This window comes from Nocardioides sp. NPDC006273, from assembly GCF_040613495.1.
Taxonomy (GTDB): Bacteria; Actinomycetota; Actinomycetes; order Propionibacteriales; family Nocardioidaceae; genus Nocardioides.
This window is the reverse complement of sequence record NZ_JBEXSD010000017.1, coordinates 1-15,359: the sequence shown is the minus strand read 5'-3', so window position 1 is coordinate 15,359 and position 15,359 is coordinate 1. Positions and strand designations below refer to the sequence as shown.

16 protein-coding genes are annotated in these 15,359 nt (G+C 67.8%); 10 read left to right on the top strand and 6 right to left on the bottom strand.

Annotated features, from left to right (window positions below; all coding sequences use genetic code 11):
- Window positions 1–490 precede the first annotated feature (490 nt).
- Both sbnA and ABZZ22_RS09810 read left to right on the top strand, forming a co-directional pair.
- Window positions 491–1,492, top strand: coding sequence for a 2,3-diaminopropionate biosynthesis protein SbnA (sbnA, locus tag ABZZ22_RS09815; RefSeq protein ID WP_354929974.1), 1,002 nt, complete (start codon window positions 491–493; stop codon window positions 1,490–1,492).
- Window positions 1,489–2,808: an MFS transporter gene (locus ABZZ22_RS09810; protein ID WP_354929971.1), complete on the top strand. Its 1,320-nt coding sequence runs from the start codon at window positions 1,489–1,491 to the stop codon at window positions 2,806–2,808. The genes sbnA and ABZZ22_RS09810 overlap by 4 nt, the downstream gene beginning before the upstream one ends.
- A gap of 74 nt (window positions 2,809–2,882) precedes the next feature.
- Here ABZZ22_RS09810 and ABZZ22_RS09805 read toward each other — a convergent pair whose 3' ends face one another.
- Complete coding sequence (locus ABZZ22_RS09805) at window positions 2,883–3,143, bottom strand: CDGSH iron-sulfur domain-containing protein (RefSeq protein WP_354929968.1); 261 nt, start codon at window positions 3,141–3,143, stop codon at window positions 2,883–2,885.
- Window positions 3,144–3,292: 149 nt separating this feature from the next.
- Here ABZZ22_RS09805 and ABZZ22_RS09800 point away from each other — a divergent pair, with 149 nt between their 5' ends.
- The 5 genes from ABZZ22_RS09800 (at window position 3,293) to ABZZ22_RS09780 (ending at window position 9,114) form a co-directional block, all read left to right on the top strand.
- On the top strand, window positions 3,293–3,598 hold the full coding sequence (locus tag ABZZ22_RS09800; RefSeq protein ID WP_354929965.1) for a metal-sensitive transcriptional regulator: 306 nt from the start codon (window positions 3,293–3,295) through the stop codon (window positions 3,596–3,598).
- A gap of 75 nt (window positions 3,599–3,673) precedes the next feature.
- The gene (locus tag ABZZ22_RS09795) at window positions 3,674–4,711 is read left to right on the top strand and encodes a hypothetical protein (protein ID WP_354929962.1); all 1,038 of its coding nucleotides are present in this window, start codon (window positions 3,674–3,676) and stop codon (window positions 4,709–4,711) included.
- 57 nt (window positions 4,712–4,768) lie between these two features.
- A complete protein-coding gene (locus tag ABZZ22_RS09790; protein ID WP_354929959.1) occupies window positions 4,769–7,144 on the top strand; it encodes a heavy metal translocating P-type ATPase in 2,376 nt (791 codons plus the stop codon).
- 115 nt (window positions 7,145–7,259) lie between these two features.
- On the top strand, window positions 7,260–7,472 hold the full coding sequence (locus ABZZ22_RS09785) for a heavy metal-associated domain-containing protein (protein WP_354929956.1): 213 nt from the start codon (window positions 7,260–7,262) through the stop codon (window positions 7,470–7,472).
- A 271-nt stretch (window positions 7,473–7,743) separates the two neighbouring features.
- Window positions 7,744–9,114, top strand: a complete 1,371-nt coding sequence (locus ABZZ22_RS09780) for an MFS transporter (protein ID WP_354929953.1) — start codon at window positions 7,744–7,746, stop codon at window positions 9,112–9,114.
- A 196-nt stretch (window positions 9,115–9,310) separates the two neighbouring features.
- Here the strand turns inward: ABZZ22_RS09780 and ABZZ22_RS09775 are convergent, their stop codons facing one another.
- The 3 genes from ABZZ22_RS09775 to ABZZ22_RS09765 form a co-directional block, all read right to left on the bottom strand.
- Window positions 9,311–9,850, bottom strand: a complete 540-nt coding sequence (locus ABZZ22_RS09775) for a DUF3152 domain-containing protein (RefSeq protein ID WP_354929950.1) — start codon at window positions 9,848–9,850, stop codon at window positions 9,311–9,313.
- 312 nt (window positions 9,851–10,162) lie between these two features.
- A complete protein-coding gene (locus tag ABZZ22_RS09770) occupies window positions 10,163–11,014 on the bottom strand; it encodes a F510_1955 family glycosylhydrolase (RefSeq protein ID WP_354929948.1) in 852 nt (283 codons plus the stop codon).
- A gap of 66 nt (window positions 11,015–11,080) precedes the next feature.
- The gene (locus tag ABZZ22_RS09765) at window positions 11,081–11,647 is read right to left on the bottom strand and encodes a DUF305 domain-containing protein (protein ID WP_354929945.1); all 567 of its coding nucleotides are present in this window, start codon (window positions 11,645–11,647) and stop codon (window positions 11,081–11,083) included.
- Between the two features lie 436 nt (window positions 11,648–12,083).
- Here ABZZ22_RS09765 and ABZZ22_RS09760 point away from each other — a divergent pair, with 436 nt between their 5' ends.
- Window positions 12,084–12,323: a hypothetical protein gene (locus ABZZ22_RS09760; protein WP_354929942.1), complete on the top strand. Its 240-nt coding sequence runs from the start codon at window positions 12,084–12,086 to the stop codon at window positions 12,321–12,323.
- A 128-nt stretch (window positions 12,324–12,451) separates the two neighbouring features.
- Window positions 12,452–13,030, top strand: coding sequence for a hypothetical protein (locus ABZZ22_RS09755; RefSeq protein ID WP_354929940.1), 579 nt, complete (start codon window positions 12,452–12,454; stop codon window positions 13,028–13,030).
- On the opposite strand, the gene ABZZ22_RS09750 is transcribed toward ABZZ22_RS09755, so the two are convergent.
- Together ABZZ22_RS09750 and ABZZ22_RS09745 are read right to left on the bottom strand one after the other, a co-directional pair.
- Window positions 13,024–13,662, bottom strand: coding sequence for an NAD(P)H-binding protein (locus ABZZ22_RS09750; RefSeq protein WP_354929937.1), 639 nt, complete (start codon window positions 13,660–13,662; stop codon window positions 13,024–13,026). The genes ABZZ22_RS09755 and ABZZ22_RS09750 overlap by 7 nt on opposite strands.
- Window positions 13,663–13,676: 14 nt before the next feature.
- Complete coding sequence (locus ABZZ22_RS09745; RefSeq protein ID WP_354929934.1) at window positions 13,677–14,636, bottom strand: EamA family transporter; 960 nt, start codon at window positions 14,634–14,636, stop codon at window positions 13,677–13,679.
- Between the two features lie 79 nt (window positions 14,637–14,715).
- Here ABZZ22_RS09745 and ABZZ22_RS09740 point away from each other — a divergent pair.
- The coding region (locus tag ABZZ22_RS09740; RefSeq protein ID WP_354929931.1) for a LysR family transcriptional regulator at window positions 14,716–15,359 on the top strand (644 nt) is incomplete at its 3' end.

Genomic DNA, 15,359 nt, shown 5'->3' with positions numbered 1-15,359 from the left:
GCGCCGACCATGACATCGCTGAGCCCGTGGCTGAGTCGCCCGCTCAGTCGTCCGTCCGTGTCGACGGGGGTGACCAAGAGTCGGGTCGTCACGATCACGGTGACTCCATGGTCGGTGACTCCATGGTCGGTGACTCCATGGTCGGTGACTCCATGGTCGGGGACTCGATGGTCGGTGATGCAGGCGCTGCCGGTGACGTGGACGTCCTCGAGGTCGAGCACCCTCATGGCGAGTACGAGTGCGGCGAGATCACTCAGTCGCGTCTTGGGGTCGCTGTCTCGACGTTGACCCCGGCGTTGGGGTGCTTGTGGGTGACCCCTCGCTCCGCGGCGCTGATCCGGTCACAGGGTCCCGCTGATCTACCGCGGTCGACCCCCCCCCATCTCGTTCGTGAACTCGGTGTGCAGCGGGTCTAGGAGCCGGCGTCGTCTGACGACACCTTCCTAGCCCTCAACGCACCTTTCGACTTCATGAACGAAGGAACTTTGGCATGCCCGAAAACATCCACGATTCCCTGATCACGTGCGTCGGCGAAACCCCCTTGCTGCGGTTGAGTCGCTGCTTCCCGGACCCGGATCGGGAAGTGATCGCCAAGCTCGAGATGCTCAACCCCGCTGGCAGCATGAAGGACCGTCCTGCGCGCTTCATCATCGAATCCGGACTGGCCTCAGGCGACCTGCGACCCGGGATGCGGCTGGTGGAGAGCACCTCGGGAAATCTCGGGGTCGCCCTGGCGACGATGGCCGGACTCTTTGGGTTGTCCTTCACTGCGGTGGTGGACCCTAAGACCACGTCAACCAACCTTCGGCTCCTCGAGGCGGTGGGCGCCGAGGTGGAGCTGGTGACCGAGCGGGACGAGAGTGGCGGCTATCTGCACACCCGGGTTCGCCGGGCTCAGGAACTGGCCGAGGCCAGTGCGGACAGCGTGTGGGTCAACCAGTACGCCAACGACCTGAACTGGCGCGCCTACTACGAGACGACCGGCCGGGAGGTCCTCGACGCGGTGCAGGCCCCGGTGGACTACCTGGTGGCGGCCGTGTCCACCACGGGTTCGATCCTTGGGGTGGCCCGGCGGCTTCGGGAGCGGTACCCGCAGATGCAGGTGGTGGCCGTGGACGCGGTCGGATCGGTGATCTTCGGAACGCCAGCTGGTCCGCGTGAGATCCCTGGCTACGGAGCGAGCCGAGTGCCCGAACTACTCAGCCGCGAGGAGATCGACCATGTGGTTCACATCGACGATGCTCGAGCTGCGCTGGGCTGTCGACACTTGGTCGCCACCGAGGGCGTCCTCGGTGGCGGCTCCTCTGGGGCGGTGGTCGCAGCCATTACGCAGTTCCTGCCAACCACACCCGCTGGCAGTCGCATCCTGACTGTGCTGCCGGACCGGGGGGAGCGGTACCTCGACCTGGTCTATGACGACCAGTGGCTCGAGATGGTCTCCACGTTTGGCGGCGTGTCCGACCAGCGACTGGACGTCTCCACTCGGGCATGAATGAGTACGTGACCATGCGGCGGACGGACATGGGTCTGCTGTGGATCTCCCAGTTCGTCAACACCGCCGGGCTGATGGCGCTGGTGCCGATCATGCCGCTGTACATGGCATCGCTCGGCGCCTCCGAGGCCACCGTCGGGATCTGGGCGGGGGCCGCGATCGCGGCCCCCGCCCTCCCGCTGGCGATCACCACGCCGTTGTGGGGTCGCTTGGGTGATCGCATCGGCCCCAAGTGGATGGTGGTCCGCGCCTTGGTGGGCTTGTGTCTGGCGATGGCTCTGATGGCCGCCGCCGGCAGCCCGCTGGGTCTGCTGGCCGCACGGATAGTGCAGGGCACCCTCGGGGGAGTGGTCGAGGCGGCCGCGGCGTACGTGGGATCGGCTGCCTCCGAGGGCAGCCGTGGGCGTGCACTGGGTCGCTCCTACAGTGCTACCGCAGCTGGCGCCCTTGCTGGTCCGGTTGCCGGTGGCACGCTGGTGGCCACCGGCGATCTCCGGCCGCTGCTGATCGGGATCGCCGTCACGGCATTGCTGCTCGGGGCAGTCTGCACGCTCCGGCTGCGGAACCCCCACGATGCACGGCGACCGTCCACGGGTGCAGAACCGGCACGGGCAGCTCTCACATCCGTGTGCTCCCGGATCGGCTGGATCCCATTGGCCGGGGGCTTCCTCGCGTTCTTCGGCCTCTACGGTCTGATCCCGATCTATGCCGACTTCGTCACCGAACTGGTGTCTGAGCCGCTGCAGGCCGGGCCGTGGGTGGGGGGACTGCACGCTGTGATGTGGGCCGGCACCCTGGTCGGCTCCCTGTGGTGGGGCAAAGTCAACGACAAGACCGGTCTCCCGCTGCGCACGCTGGTCATCGCGAGCGGCGTCACCGCCGCGACCGTCCTCATCCAGGCAACTGTGGGCTGGCTGCCGGCCCTGGTGCCGCTGCGGTTCATTCAGGGTTTCTGCTTCGCAGCGCTGGCACAGTCACTGATGTTGTACGCGTCGCAGAGGGCCGGCCAACACGAGCGTGCCGGGTATCTCGGCGTCGCCAACAGCTTCCTCCTCGGCGGGCAGTTCCTCGGCCCGCTCATGGCCGGAAGCGCGATGGCGCTGCTCACCCCGTCCGTCGGCGTGCTGATCACAGGGATCTGTGTGGCCTCGACGGCTCTGCTCGTCTTGGCACCGGCCATCGCAACGGCCCGTGCATCCCGCGGCGACGCGGCTCGGGCGCCGGTGGCGTCCATTGTCCCGAGGCGCTGGCGGGCCCGGCCAAGCGGTCGGCACGCGGCCCCACGTAGACCGCACGGGTGGGCCGGTGATGGGTAGACCAAGGCCCTGGTGTCGCGCCTCTGGACCAACAGGGAGTCCCCTGTCGGTCCAGAGGTGGGGCGCGGACCGGCCTAGGCGTCTTGGGCCTGTTCAGCGGTGGCCGCACGCTGGCTGGCAACGAAGCCGACTTTGGCGTGGGCGCCGTCGCAGAATGGCTTGTTCCTGGATTCGCCGCAGCGGCACAGGAACATCGTTCTGCCGGTCTCGTAGCTGTTGCCGTCGTGGTCGACGAGCTGTGCTGCTCCCTTGATCTGAAGTGGTCCGTTGTCGACCGTCTTGATGGTCGTGGGCTTGGTCTGACTGCTGGTTTCGGGTGCCGAGCTGTCGGCCATGCGGTGCTCCTCTGCGTTGTCGGATCGGTCTGCCGCGGTAGACGTACGTACCTTAGGGGGGTATGGTTCCTCGGGCGTCAGAAGGTATACCATACCGGGGTATGGTTTTGGGGCGTCGAACAGATGCCCGGACCAGCAGAGAAGGGGCCATGGAAAGTCACGAGCACCAGAGCGAGCGCGGCTATATGCACCGCCAGGACGACTACCTCAATCGGCTGCGGCGTATCGAAGGCCAGGTTCGGGGCCTGCAGCGGATGGTCGAGGGCGAGAAGTACTGCATCGACATCCTCACGCAGGTGTCTGCCGTGACGAAGGCGCTGGAGTCAGTGTCCCTCGCGCTCCTCGATGAGCACCTCGACCACTGCCTCACGCAGGCAGCGGCCGCGGGTGGCGCGGAAGCCGACGAGAAGGTCAAAGAGGCCTCCGACGCCATCGCCCGCTTGGTCCGCTCCTGACCCCACGCCTTCGCCTGCACCGACAGCCAGAAGTGAGACCCAGGACCGAATGGGTCCCCGACCAAGGAGCCCCACGTGAAGACCTCTCTCAAGCTCGGCGGATTCACCGCCGCCCTTGCTGCCGTCCTCGTCGTCGCGTTCGGTGTCGGCAACGCCACCGGGCCGATCGGCCAAACCGCAAAGGACGCCAACCGCTCAGGAGATGACATGACCACCAACACAGCCCACGGACAGGCTGGCCACGACAACAACGACAGCAACGACGGCGGTCACACCGGTCACGGTGGCGCTGCTGGCCAGCAGCCCGGCGGGCTGATGATCTCGGAGCACGGATACACGCTGGGCCTCGACTCGACGATCCTGGCGGTCGGACGCACTCCGGTGCAGTTTCGGATAACCGGGCCTGACGGACGGCCCCTCACCGACTACGAGCCGACCCATGACAAGGAGCTCCACTTCATTGCCGTGCGGCGAGATATGAGCGGGTTCCAGCATGTGCATCCGACTCTCGCCACGTCCGGCGCCGAGGCGGGCACGTGGACGACCGAGCTCGATCTCACACCCGGAGCGTGGCGGGTCTTCGCCGACTTCCGGGCCACGGCCCACGGCGAGACCATGACGCTGGGCAGCGACATCTCGGTCCCGGGGACCTACCAGCCGGAGCAGCTCCCGCCGGTCAGTCAGACCGCGGAGGTCGACGGATACACCGTCACGCTGAAGGGGCAGCTAGTTCCCGGTGAGTCCTCGGAGCTGACGCTGACGGTGAGTCGTGATGGGCAGGAGGTGACCGACCTGGAGCCCTACCTCGCCGCGTACGGACACTTGGTGGCGCTGCGCTCGGGAGACCTTGCCTACCTGCACGTCCACCCCGAAGGTGAGCCGGGAGATGGCATCACCAAGCCCGGCCCGGACATCACCTTCTTCGCCACCGCGCCTTCTGCCGGCACATATCGCCTGTATCTGGACTTCAAGCACGACGGCGTGGTCCGCACCGCCGAGTTCACCGCCCAGGCGGCCAGCTCCGCGGCCGTGTCCGGGGAAGCCGGATCAGGTGAGTCCACGGCACAGCCCAGCGGTTCCGGTCCGGCAAGTCACGGCGGCCACAGCCACTGACCGAACCAACCGACACCCATTCAGTACGAGAAGCATTCGGTGAGGAAGGAAGAGACGATGAGCGCGCTCAATGACGTCACGCCCGAGAGCGGTGCCCCTGGCAACCAGATCGAGCTCGCGATCGGGGGCATGACCTGCGCCTCGTGCGCGAACCGCATCGAGCGCAAGCTGAACAAGCTCGAGGGCGTGACCGCGACGGTCAACTACGCCACTGAGAAGGCCAAGGTCACCTACGCGGAGGGCATCGAGCCGACCGCGCTCGTCCAGACGGTCGAGCAGGCCGGCTACGCTGCGCGCCTCCCCGAGTCGAAGGGTACGTCGGCTCAGGCGCCGGCATCGGAGGCTGGTGTCGAGGACGACCCTGTGCGCGCCCTGCGCAATCGGGTGATCGTCTCGGCGGTCCTGAGCGTGCCGGTGATCGCGATGGCGATGATCCCGGCGCTGCAGTTCGACTACTGGCAGTGGCTCTCGTTGACGCTCGCTGCGCCGGTCGTGGTGTGGGGTGCGTTGCCGTTCCACAAGGCGGCCTGGACCAACCTCAAGCACGCCGCCTCGACCATGGACACGCTGATCTCCATGGGGACGCTGGCTGCGCTGGGTTGGTCCGTGTACGCGCTGTTCTTCGGCTCGGCCGGTGCCCCGGGGATGACACACCCCTTCGAGCTCACCATCGCCCGCACCGACGGGGCCGGAAACATCTACCTGGAGGCCGCGGCCGGGGTGACCACGTTCATCTTGGCGGGGCGCTACTTCGAGGCGCGCTCCAAGCGCAGCGCCGGCGCTGCCCTGCGCGCACTGCTCGAGCTCGGCGCGAAGGAGGTCTCGATCCTCCGCGACGGCCCCACAGGAACCACCGAGGAACGGATCAGCGTCGACCAGCTGGCAGCTGGTGACCGGTTCGTGGTCCGGCCCGGGGAGAAGATCGCCACCGACGGCCGGATCATCGAAGGATCCTCAGCTGTGGACGCCTCCATGGTGACCGGCGAGTCCGTGCCGGTCGAGGTAGGCCCCGGAGACTCTGTGATCGGCGCGACCGTCAATGCGGGCGGCAGACTCGTGATCGAGGCCACGCGAGTCGGCGCCGACACGCAGCTGGCGCAGATGGCCAAGCTGGTCGAGGACGCCCAGAACGGCAAGGCACAGGCTCAGCGCCTGGCGGATCGAGTCTCAGGGATCTTCGTCCCGATCGTGATCGGCCTGGCTGTCGCGACCTTCGGATTCTGGGCAGGAACCGGTGGTGGCATCGCCGCCGCGTTCACCGCCGCCGTGGCAGTGCTGATCATCGCCTGCCCGTGCGCGCTCGGGCTGGCCACACCGACCGCGCTGATGGTGGGCACCGGCCGTGGCGCCCAGCTCGGCATCCTGATCAAGGGCCCCGAGGTGCTGGAGTCCACGCGAAAGGTCGACACCATCGTCCTGGACAAGACCGGCACCGTCACCACCGGTCAGATGACACTGGTTCGTACGGTCATCGCCGACGGCGAGGACGCCGATGAGCTGCTGCGCTTCGCCGGCGCACTGGAGGACGCCTCCGAGCACCCGATCGCCCAGGCCATCGCCAAGGGCGCGGCCGCTCAGGTCGGTGACCTCCCGGCGGTGGAGGGCTTCGCCAACATCGAAGGCCTGGGTGTGCAGGGGATCATCACCGACGGGGAGGTCTCGCACGCCGTCCTGGTCGGACGACCGAGACTGCTTGCCGAGTGGTCCCAGCACCTGACGCCGCCCCTGGAGGCAGCGATGACTGAAGCCGCTGAGAAGGGCCAGACCGCGGTCGCAGTCGGTTGGGACGGCCGAGCCCGCGGGGTCCTGGTCGTGGCCGACGCGATCAAGCCGACGTCTGCCGAGGCCATCAGTCAGCTGCGCGGCCTCGGGCTGACCCCGGTGCTGCTCACCGGTGACAACGCCACTGTCGCCACCGCGGTCGCGACCGCGGTGGGTATCGAGGCCGGCCCAGACACGGTCATCGCCGAGGTGATGCCGTCGGAGAAGGTCGATGTGATCAAGCGACTGCAGGAAGAGGGCAAGACCGTTGCCATGGTCGGCGACGGTGTCAACGATGCCGCGGCACTGGCCCAGGCCGACCTCGGCCTGGCCATGGGCACCGGCACCGACGTCGCCATCGAGGCCTCTGACCTCACCCTGGTCCGCGGAGACCTCCGCGCAGCCGCTGACGCGATCCGACTTTCCCGACGCACCCTGGGCACTATCAAGGGCAACCTGTTCTGGGCCTTCGCCTACAACGTCGCCGCCCTCCCGCTGGCAGCTGCCGGACTGCTCAACCCGATGCTCGCCGGTGCCGCCATGGCGTTCTCCTCGGTGTTCGTGGTCTCCAACAGCCTGCGGCTGCGCAGCTTCCGTGCGACCAACAGCGATCCTCGAAGCGGCACCGGCGCCGCCACAGAGGTTTCCCGGCCCGAGCCTGTCAACGCCTGACCCCACACTTCTGGGTTCCCCGAGACGAATCGGGCTCCCGGAGGACCTGCCTCGTCGGCAGGACCCACAACAACCGGCCCAACCCGGGCAGGAACGCACCAGAAAGGTTCACTTCATGGCAACCAACGCCACCTACACCGTCTCCGGCATGACCTGCGGCGGCTGCGCCGGCAAAGTCACCGATCACGTCGAGCAGATCCCCGGCGTCCTCGACGTCGACGTCGACCTCGCAGCCGGTGCGATCACCCTCACCAGCGAGAGCGACATCAGCGATGCGTCCGTGAAGCAGGCCGTCGAAAAGGCCGGCTACAAGCTCGCTACCGCCTGAGACCGCACCAACCGCAAGGCTCCGGTACCCCGGCCTGGCCCGCGTCGTCAGCGTTCGCGTGGCGAACGGCCGGGAGTATCGGATCCATCGCGCCATTGGCAGTCACCGTCACACAGCGGGACGCATCGCTCGACGCACTGCTGGGCGCCGATCGCGCGAGAACCGACGGTGGCCGGACAGGCCCGGGACAGCGCCGCGGGGCAAGTTCTCTTCGAACGAACCACGACGCCAGGACACGGAAAGCGGCCTGGCCTGAGAAAGGGATAGAGCCATGGGGTTGTTCGCGATCCGCGACTACCGGCGCCTGTTCAGCGCGCAGGTGATCGCACTGTTCGGAACCGGTCTGGCGACAGTCGCGCTGGGTCTGCTCGCCTACGACCTGGCCGGCGCTCGCGCCGGCGCGGTGCTGGCAACCGCATTGACCATCAAGATGGTCGCCTACGTGGTGGTTGCGCCGTTGGCCGCGGCGTACGTCGATCGGCTGCCTCGGCGCTTGTTCCTCACCGTCCTCGACGTCGTCCGTGCCCTGGTCGTGCTTGCCCTGCCGTTCGTCACCGAGGTCTGGCAGATCTATGTGCTGATCGGTGTTCTACAGACTGCATCTGCGGCATTCACCCCCACGTTCCAGGCGGTCATCCCTGACATCGTCAGCGAAGAGGCCGACTACACGCGAGCACTCTCTGCCTCGCAGGTCGCCTACACCATGGAGAGCCTGCTGAGCCCCGTGCTCGCAGCTGTCGCTCTCGCGGTCATGTCCTTCAACCTGCTGTTCCTGGGCACCTCGCTCGGGTTCGCTGTATCCGCGATACTCGTGCTCTCGACCCGTATCCCCAACGCCCGCCCCAGCCAGCACACCAGCGCCCTGGATCGGGTCGTATCGGGGATCCGGACCTTCACTGCCACGCCCAGTCTGCGCGCCGTGATGGCACTGAATCTAGTGGTCGCGGCCGCCGGATCCATCGTCGTGGTCAACACCGTCAACTACGTCCGCGACGTCCTCGGCGGAACCCAGTCCGACGTGGCCTGGATGCTCGCCGCCTCAGGATCCGGCACCCTTCTCGCGGCGCTCGTCCTCCCCAGAATCCTGGACCGCGTCGCCGAACGTGCGGTCATGCTCACCGGAGCTGTCGTTCTGGTCGTCGGGGTCCTCGTCGCTCTCGCGACAGCCGCGGCGAGTCTTGTCATGCCGCCGCTCACCGCGGTCACCTGGCTCACGATCGGAGCCGGGATGGCGCTCATCGTCACCCCGACCGGGCAAGTGCTCCGGGGCTCGGTCGAACCCGACGCCATCCCGGAAGTCTTCGCTGCCCAGTTCTCCCTCTCTCACCTCGCCTGGCTGATCACCTATCCGATCGCAGGATGGGTTGCCACCAACGCCGGGTTCACCACCACCTGGACCATCCTCGCCGTGCTTGCCGCGATCGGCGCCACCGCCGCACCGGCGCTGTGGACGCGCGAAGAGAAGGCATCCGAGGCCGTACCGGTCGGCGAGACAGCCGGGACGTCCTTCGGGACCTCCATCGGGGTCACCGCTGGGATTGCGGATCGTGGCCGCGGAGCCGACGTGCTCGTCCGTACGGCAGCCGATACGGCTGAAGGGACCCTCGCTGCATGCCAGTGCTCATGCGTGCACGCCGTGTGAGTCGACTGTGTCGCTGGCCGGTGCACGCCTGCGCCTGAGTCGGACAGTGCAGGACGGTGTCGACCGTCGGGTCCTGATGGTGAGGGGCCCGGCGGTCTCCACCTGGAGGTGGAGAGCTTCCGCGACGAGGTCGACGAGGCGGCCGACCGAACTGGAGGCCGATGCCTGACCGGATGCGTCCAGCCCGGTGCTCAGGTCAGTGGCCGACCAGATCCACCGGTGCGGGCCACGGGTTGGCGGTGCAGCCGTCCAGCCCCTTGGTCTGTTGCAGCATCACCGGAGCAGTCGCACCCTCGCCCGGACATTCCGCGTGGGGGTAGCCGAGCGCATGGCCGGTCTCGTGGTTCACCAGGTAGCGACGGTAGGCAACCAGGTCGTTTCCAAAGCTGTCGGCGCCGAAGTTCCACCGCCAGGCATTGAGAACGACATCGCTGCCGTTGCGGCACGACAGCCTGCCATCGGTGTCCAGGGGAGCACACAGCTGGTCGACGGTCTCGGGTGTGGCCAAGACGATCCGCAGGTCGGCGTGGCCGTCGACGCGCGCGAGCTCGTGCTCAGCCGCCCAACCGCGGTCGTCGGCGAGGGTCGTCTCGATGAAGCGAGCGACCTCTTTGGCCGAGTAGGGCAGTCCCTTTTCCACCTCGACCCGGTAGGTCGTCGCCTCCTCGGTCAGGCCGGGCGGAGCGGCTGCGACCTTGAACCTGCCGGGTCCGCGTTCGGGTATCGATCTTGACACCGCGGGCGGCCTGCTGGGCCGGGAGACGCCTTCCTCGGCTACGGCGACCTCACCATCAGGAGTCTCTGCCTCTGAGGTCGGCGAAGCCGAGGGCGAGACGGTAGCCGATGCAACAAGGGCGCGCTCAGTCTCCTTGGTGGCATCGCTGTCGCGCGCCATCGAGACGAGCGGAAGCGTGACCGCAGTTCCCGTGACGAGAACGGCGAGACCGGCAAGGCCGGCGAGACCCCCTGCGCCGCGCCCCGGTCCGGCGCGATGAGGTCTCTGGCTTCGGTGAGATGCAGCTCGGTGCTTGCTCATCGTCTCGCCTTCCTACAGGACCTGTTGCCAGGTGTCGCCACGGTCAGTTGAGTGGAAGGCTTCGTCCGAGGTGGCGGCGTACCAGCCCTGCGCGGTGATCGTGAACGCCGCCGGCTGACCGCCGATCGAGCCGGTCTCCTGCCAAGTCTTGCCCCCATCGCCACTGGCCCGGACAACACCATCCGGGCTGATGCCGGCGAGACCGCCCTCCGCCGTGGTGTCGAGATAGGCGGTGACCGGTCCGCCGAGCTCGCGTGTCTGCCCGGTGGAGGCATCGATACTGATCACCTGTCCCTTGCCCGTGGTCGCGAACAGCCGACCAGGATCCTTGGTGGCCGCGACACTGATGAGATCACCCGTGAGAATCTCCTCGAACCGCTTCCGGTCTTCGGTGCGCAGCAGGCGGCTGGTGGTGGAGTCGTAGGCGTAGAGGACATCGCCGGCCGGCTCGAGGATGTGGAAATCGGCCTCACCCTGAAGCGCGAGCGGTTCCCAGGTCTCGCCGGCGTCGGTGGACTCGATCAGGCCCAGGTGAGAAGGCAGGTCCTCGGTCAGGTCAGGGTGTCCGCTGCCGAGGAAGTGGCCAGGACCCACGACGGTGAACGCCATGGTGTCCTGAAACCGGTTGGCGACGCGGGTCGGCTGGCCGGTGTCGGGGACGTGGAAGAGGCCGAAGTGAGTGGCGACGTAGAGATTGTCATCGGCGGGGTCGATCCCGAGCCCGTGGATGTGGCCGACTGAGCTGGCGTCGGAGGCGCTCTCGGTTGCGGCGCGCGGATTGGACCCCTGATCGGCGGCGCAGGCAGTTGAAAGCAGAGCAGTTGCGACCGCGATGGCCAGGGGAATGCGGGAGGTTCGGTTCATGAAGGTGCTCCGGTCTTGAGGAAGGTGTCGGGCAGGCGCGGGGCCTGCCCGACACGTGGACGAGGATCAGGACTCGAGCAGTGCCCGCATCGTCTGGATCTCCTCAGCCTGGGCGGTCTCGATGTCCTCGGCCATAGCCGTGGCGTCCGGGAACTCGCCGTCGGCCTGCTCGGCCTGAGCCATCTCGATCGCGCCTTCGTGGTGCTCGATCATCATCGTGAGAAACATCTGGTCGAACTCGGCGGCGGATGCGTTCCCCAGCGCGGTCATGTCTTCCTCCGACATCATCCCGGTCATGTCCTCCAACGACATATCGCCATGATCCATGCCGGACATGCCTTCGTCAGGGACGTCCTCGCCCCAGCTCTCGAGCCAGCCCGTCATGGTCTCGATCTCCGGGCCTTGCGCCGCCTCGATGTCGGCGGCCAGGTCCTTGACCTCCTGGCTCTCGGCTCGGGTCTCAGCGAGCTCGGCCATCTCGATGGCCTGCTGGTGGTGCGGAATCATCTGCTGGGCGAACATGACGTCAGCATCGTTGTGTCCGGCGGAGGTGTCGCCGTCGTCGCTGCCGCCGCAGGAAGCGAGGGTGATCAGCGCGGCCGCGAGAATGGCAGCCGTCAGGGTCTTGCGCATGAAGATGCTCCATCTGTGTGATCTGGTCTGGGCAGGCGAAAGCCCGAGTCACCCGGGATGGGCGCCTCGTAGCTCGGGCCTGTCAGCAGCGGATCACGCAGAGTTGAAGCAGATCGGGCGGGTCACGGTCTCGCCCGTGGAGAAGCGGGGTCGGCCAGATCGGGCTCAGGCGCCTGAGAAACCGAATGTTGCGCCTGGCCTGCAACAGGGCGAAGCCCAAGATCAAGCCGGTGAGGATCGCGAGACAAAGACCGAGGAAGCTCCCGCCGCCGTCGCCGTGGGGAGCCTGGGGCTGGCTGTCTGCTGCGGTGGCGCCGGACTCGGCGGGCGCAGAGTCGTCTCCCGCAATCCCGGCCAGTGCGTGCGGACCACCGTGTCCCGCGGACATCGTCACGTTGGGGGCTTGGGGCACTGCTGCCATGGAATGAGCGCCGGCGTGGGACCCCCAGCCGTGCATCGAAAGGAGTCCGAACAGCGCCACGGCAACCGCTGCAAGCGCAAGGTGCGCGCCGCGTGTCTGCGACGCCGTCCGGAGGTCCTGCATGGCTCTGATCTTAGGCGATCCGCAAATCATCGCCCCCGCCGTATCGACTGGGACGTCACCGGCCGACTCGACCACCTGAACTACACCGACCCCGACAAGCTCATCCCGGACACGGCCAAGGGCCAGCCGTGATGGCGGCTCCGAGACATCTCGAGAGATGTGCCTTCCAGGTCCCTCGGGAGGTTTCATCCAGTACGATCCGGGCGTCTCCGCTTCGCTCATCCGAGCGACGCGCGGCAAGCAGAGGAGCAGGTGCGCAGATGGTCGGTACGCCGGGGGACGTCGGTCGTGGGCTCCAGCACCTGGGCCACCCCCGCGTTTGGGGCGCCGTGATCGGTGCGGTCGGCGGCAGCGTCTTCGTCCACGCGAACCGTGGTGACCTGCCGGCCGCTGTGTCGATGGGAGCGCTGGTCGTTTGGGCCGCTGCGCTCGCAGTCTTCGTTTGGGCGGTGTTCATCACGCGTCGCCTGTTCGCGCCGCTCGAGCCTCTGCCGCTTAGTGCGGCCTGGGTGTACTTCCTCAGCGTCGCCGGCATGTTGGTCGGGATCCAGCTGGGGCGGTTCGCTCTCGATGCGGTGGAGCGCGTCGACGTCCTTCCCTGCGTCATCGTCCTGGCCGTCGGACTGCACTTCCTGCCGTTCGCGCGTGCCTTCGCCACCCCCATGTTCACCCGGCTCGGGCTCCTGATGGCCGTGCTCGGCGTGGTCGGGCTCGTCCTCGGCCTGGCGTGGACGGGAACGGTGGCCCCCGCTGCGGCCGTGGTCACCGGAGTGGTGATGCTTCTCGTCATCTCGCAGGACGCTTGGAGTGGTCGGCCCGGCCCGGCACGAGATCAATAGCCGGTGGACAGGACGGCGCGATGCGTCGTGGGCGTCTCGATCTCGTCAAGCATCGCGATGGCGTAGTCCTCCATGGAGATCGTCGATCGCCCAAAGCCATCGATCACGATCTGGTCACCCCCGCTGCGGTACTCGCCGATACGAGGGCCGGGCTGAAAGATCGCAGCAGGAGCGAGGTAGGTCCAGTCGAGACCGGTTGCCTGCTGAAGCGCTTCGAGCTGGCGGCAGCTCGCAGTGGCGATATCGCGGATCGAGGCGGGGACCCAACGGGGGTCATCGAGCGCCCGCTGTCCCGTCCCGGGAACGATGAGCGGCGAAGCGCCGCCCACGACGACCAGCCGGCGGTCCGCGCGCCGGGTCCCTTCGGCAAGCCCGGCGGTCGTCTCGATGACGTCACCTTCGCGTCCAGCCGCAGGCCGGGTCGCGCCGACGACCACGTCGTGCGCGCGGGCAGCCTGAGCGACCTGCTGTGGGTCCGCGGCGTTCAGGGAGAGGGTCGGCGCGTCCGGGAGGGTTGCCGTCGGATCCATTCGCTGGCGAGATGCGGCGGTGACCTCGTGGCCGCGGTGGAGTGCCTCGGTGACGATGCGGGAGCCGGCACTGCCGGTGGCTCCGATGATCAGAATCTTCATGGTGCGTTCTCCTTCTATCGGGTGGGGGTCATGGCGTGGGCCGCGGGGCGCGGGGCGATCTGAACGGCGACCTGGTCCAGCCGACGGCCGCGAGCGCGAGGTGTGAACTGGCCGGCGACGACGGAGGCGAGTGCGATCGCGAGCCCCAGGATCTGGGGCTGGCTCAGGGACTCCCCGAGCACGGTCACGCCGACCGTCGCGGCCATCATGGGAGAGAGCAGGCTCAGCGGCGCGACCGAGGTGACGGGCAGCTTGCCGATGCCGCTGAAGAAGACGATGTAGGCGATCAGCCCGCCGAACAGCCCGAGCCACAGGTAGCCGACGCCGGCCGTCGCGTCGATCGCCGGAGGTGCTCCCTCGATGATCAGGGTGGTCGGAACCAGGAAGAGTCCGCCGGCGGTCAGCTGCCACCCGACCAACGCCACCGACCCCACGCCCGCGGGCCGACCCCAGCGCTTGGTGAGGGTGACGCCGAGGGCCATCGAGCTGGCGCCGATGAGGCCGGCGACGATGCCGACGGTGTCGAGCCGGGCGGCCGGGCCGAGAACGACGAGGCCCACGCCGACGACACCGGCTACGCCCCACCCGATACGCCAGGCGGACAACCGGTCACCGAGCAGCGGCACTGCGATGAGGGCGACGATGAGAGGGCTGACGGAGCCGAGGGTGCCGGCCACGCCGCCGGGGAGGCGCTCGGCGGAGATGAACAGCATGGGGAAGAAGAGTCCGATGTTGAGCACGCCGAGGGTTGCGCTCTTCCACCACCATGAGCCCCGCGGGAGGGCCATGCCGATCGCGATGGCGATCAGGCCCGCAGGCAGGGCGCGCATGGCCCCGGCGAAGAGCGGGTGCGCTGCCGGAAGCATCTCGCTGGTGACGGCGTAGGTGGTGCCCCACACGAGCGGGGCGAGAGCGGTGAGGAGGGTGAGGGCCGCGATGCGACCACGTCCGTGGGCAAAGGCAGTCGGTTTCATGGGGACCACTCTTCGCTCCCGTCAGCCATGAGTCCAACACATTGTTGTCACAGGATCGATCGACAGATACGATTGATCGATGGAGCTGCAGCAGATGAGGTACGTCCTGGCGGTGGCCGAGACCTCGAACTTCACCCGGGCGGCCGAACGATGCCACGTGGTGCAGTCCGCGTTGAGCCATCAGGTCAAGCGGCTCGAGGACGAGCTCGGGGTCGCGCTGTTCGCGCGTACCAGTCGACGGGTTCGACTGACGCCTGCGGGTGAGGCGTTCTTGCCGGCTGCTCGCCTGTGCCTGGAGTCCGCCGAACGTGCGGCTGCGGAGGCGTCAGCCACCATCGGGAGGATCCAGGGGCGCCTCAACGTAGGCGTGATCCCCACAGTCGCAGCGGTCGACGTGCCGGCGGCATTGCGCGAGCTGCGGCGTGGGCACCCCCAGGTTCGCGTCGGCCTCCGCACAGGTGCGAGCAACGACCTGGTTGCCAGCATCGTTGCCGGTGACCTCGATGTCGCCTTTCTTGGCCTACCCGGGACCAAGGAGCCCGCCGGTGTGCAGAGCCGCGAACTGGCGCGTGAACGGCTCGTCGCCGTACTGCCGCCCGACCACCCTCTGGCAGGGCGAAAGCGACTGCGCCTAGCCGACCTCGTAGACGAACCCTCGGTCGACTTCCCGTACGGGTCGGCCGGACGTGCTCAGACCGACCAGGCGTTCGTGCAGGCGGGCTT

Bases quoted from the DNA above. Each gene is read 5' to 3' on its own strand.
- ABZZ22_RS09810 (WP_354929971.1), top strand. From the start codon at position 1,489: ATGAATGAGTACGTGACCATGCGGCGGACGGACATGGGTCTGCTGTGG.
- ABZZ22_RS09750 (WP_354929937.1), bottom strand. From the start codon at position 13,662: ATGAAGATTCTGATCATCGGAGCCACCGGCAGTGCCGGCTCCCGCATC.
- ABZZ22_RS09745 (WP_354929934.1), bottom strand. From the start codon at position 14,636: ATGAAACCGACTGCCTTTGCCCACGGACGTGGTCGCATCGCGGCCCTC.
- ABZZ22_RS09770 (WP_354929948.1), bottom strand. From the start codon at position 11,014: ATGAACCGAACCTCCCGCATTCCCCTGGCCATCGCGGTCGCAACTGCT.
- ABZZ22_RS09780 (WP_354929953.1), top strand. From the start codon at position 7,744: ATGGGGTTGTTCGCGATCCGCGACTACCGGCGCCTGTTCAGCGCGCAG.
- ABZZ22_RS09755 (WP_354929940.1), top strand. From the start codon at position 12,452: ATGGTCGGTACGCCGGGGGACGTCGGTCGTGGGCTCCAGCACCTGGGC.
- ABZZ22_RS09790 (WP_354929959.1), top strand. From the start codon at position 4,769: ATGAGCGCGCTCAATGACGTCACGCCCGAGAGCGGTGCCCCTGGCAAC.
- ABZZ22_RS09800 (WP_354929965.1), top strand. From the start codon at position 3,293: ATGGAAAGTCACGAGCACCAGAGCGAGCGCGGCTATATGCACCGCCAG.
- ABZZ22_RS09785 (WP_354929956.1), top strand. From the start codon at position 7,260: ATGGCAACCAACGCCACCTACACCGTCTCCGGCATGACCTGCGGCGGC.
- ABZZ22_RS09805 (WP_354929968.1), bottom strand. From the start codon at position 3,143: ATGGCCGACAGCTCGGCACCCGAAACCAGCAGTCAGACCAAGCCCACG.
- sbnA (WP_354929974.1), top strand. From the start codon at position 491: ATGCCCGAAAACATCCACGATTCCCTGATCACGTGCGTCGGCGAAACC.
- ABZZ22_RS09765 (WP_354929945.1), bottom strand. From the start codon at position 11,647: ATGCGCAAGACCCTGACGGCTGCCATTCTCGCGGCCGCGCTGATCACC.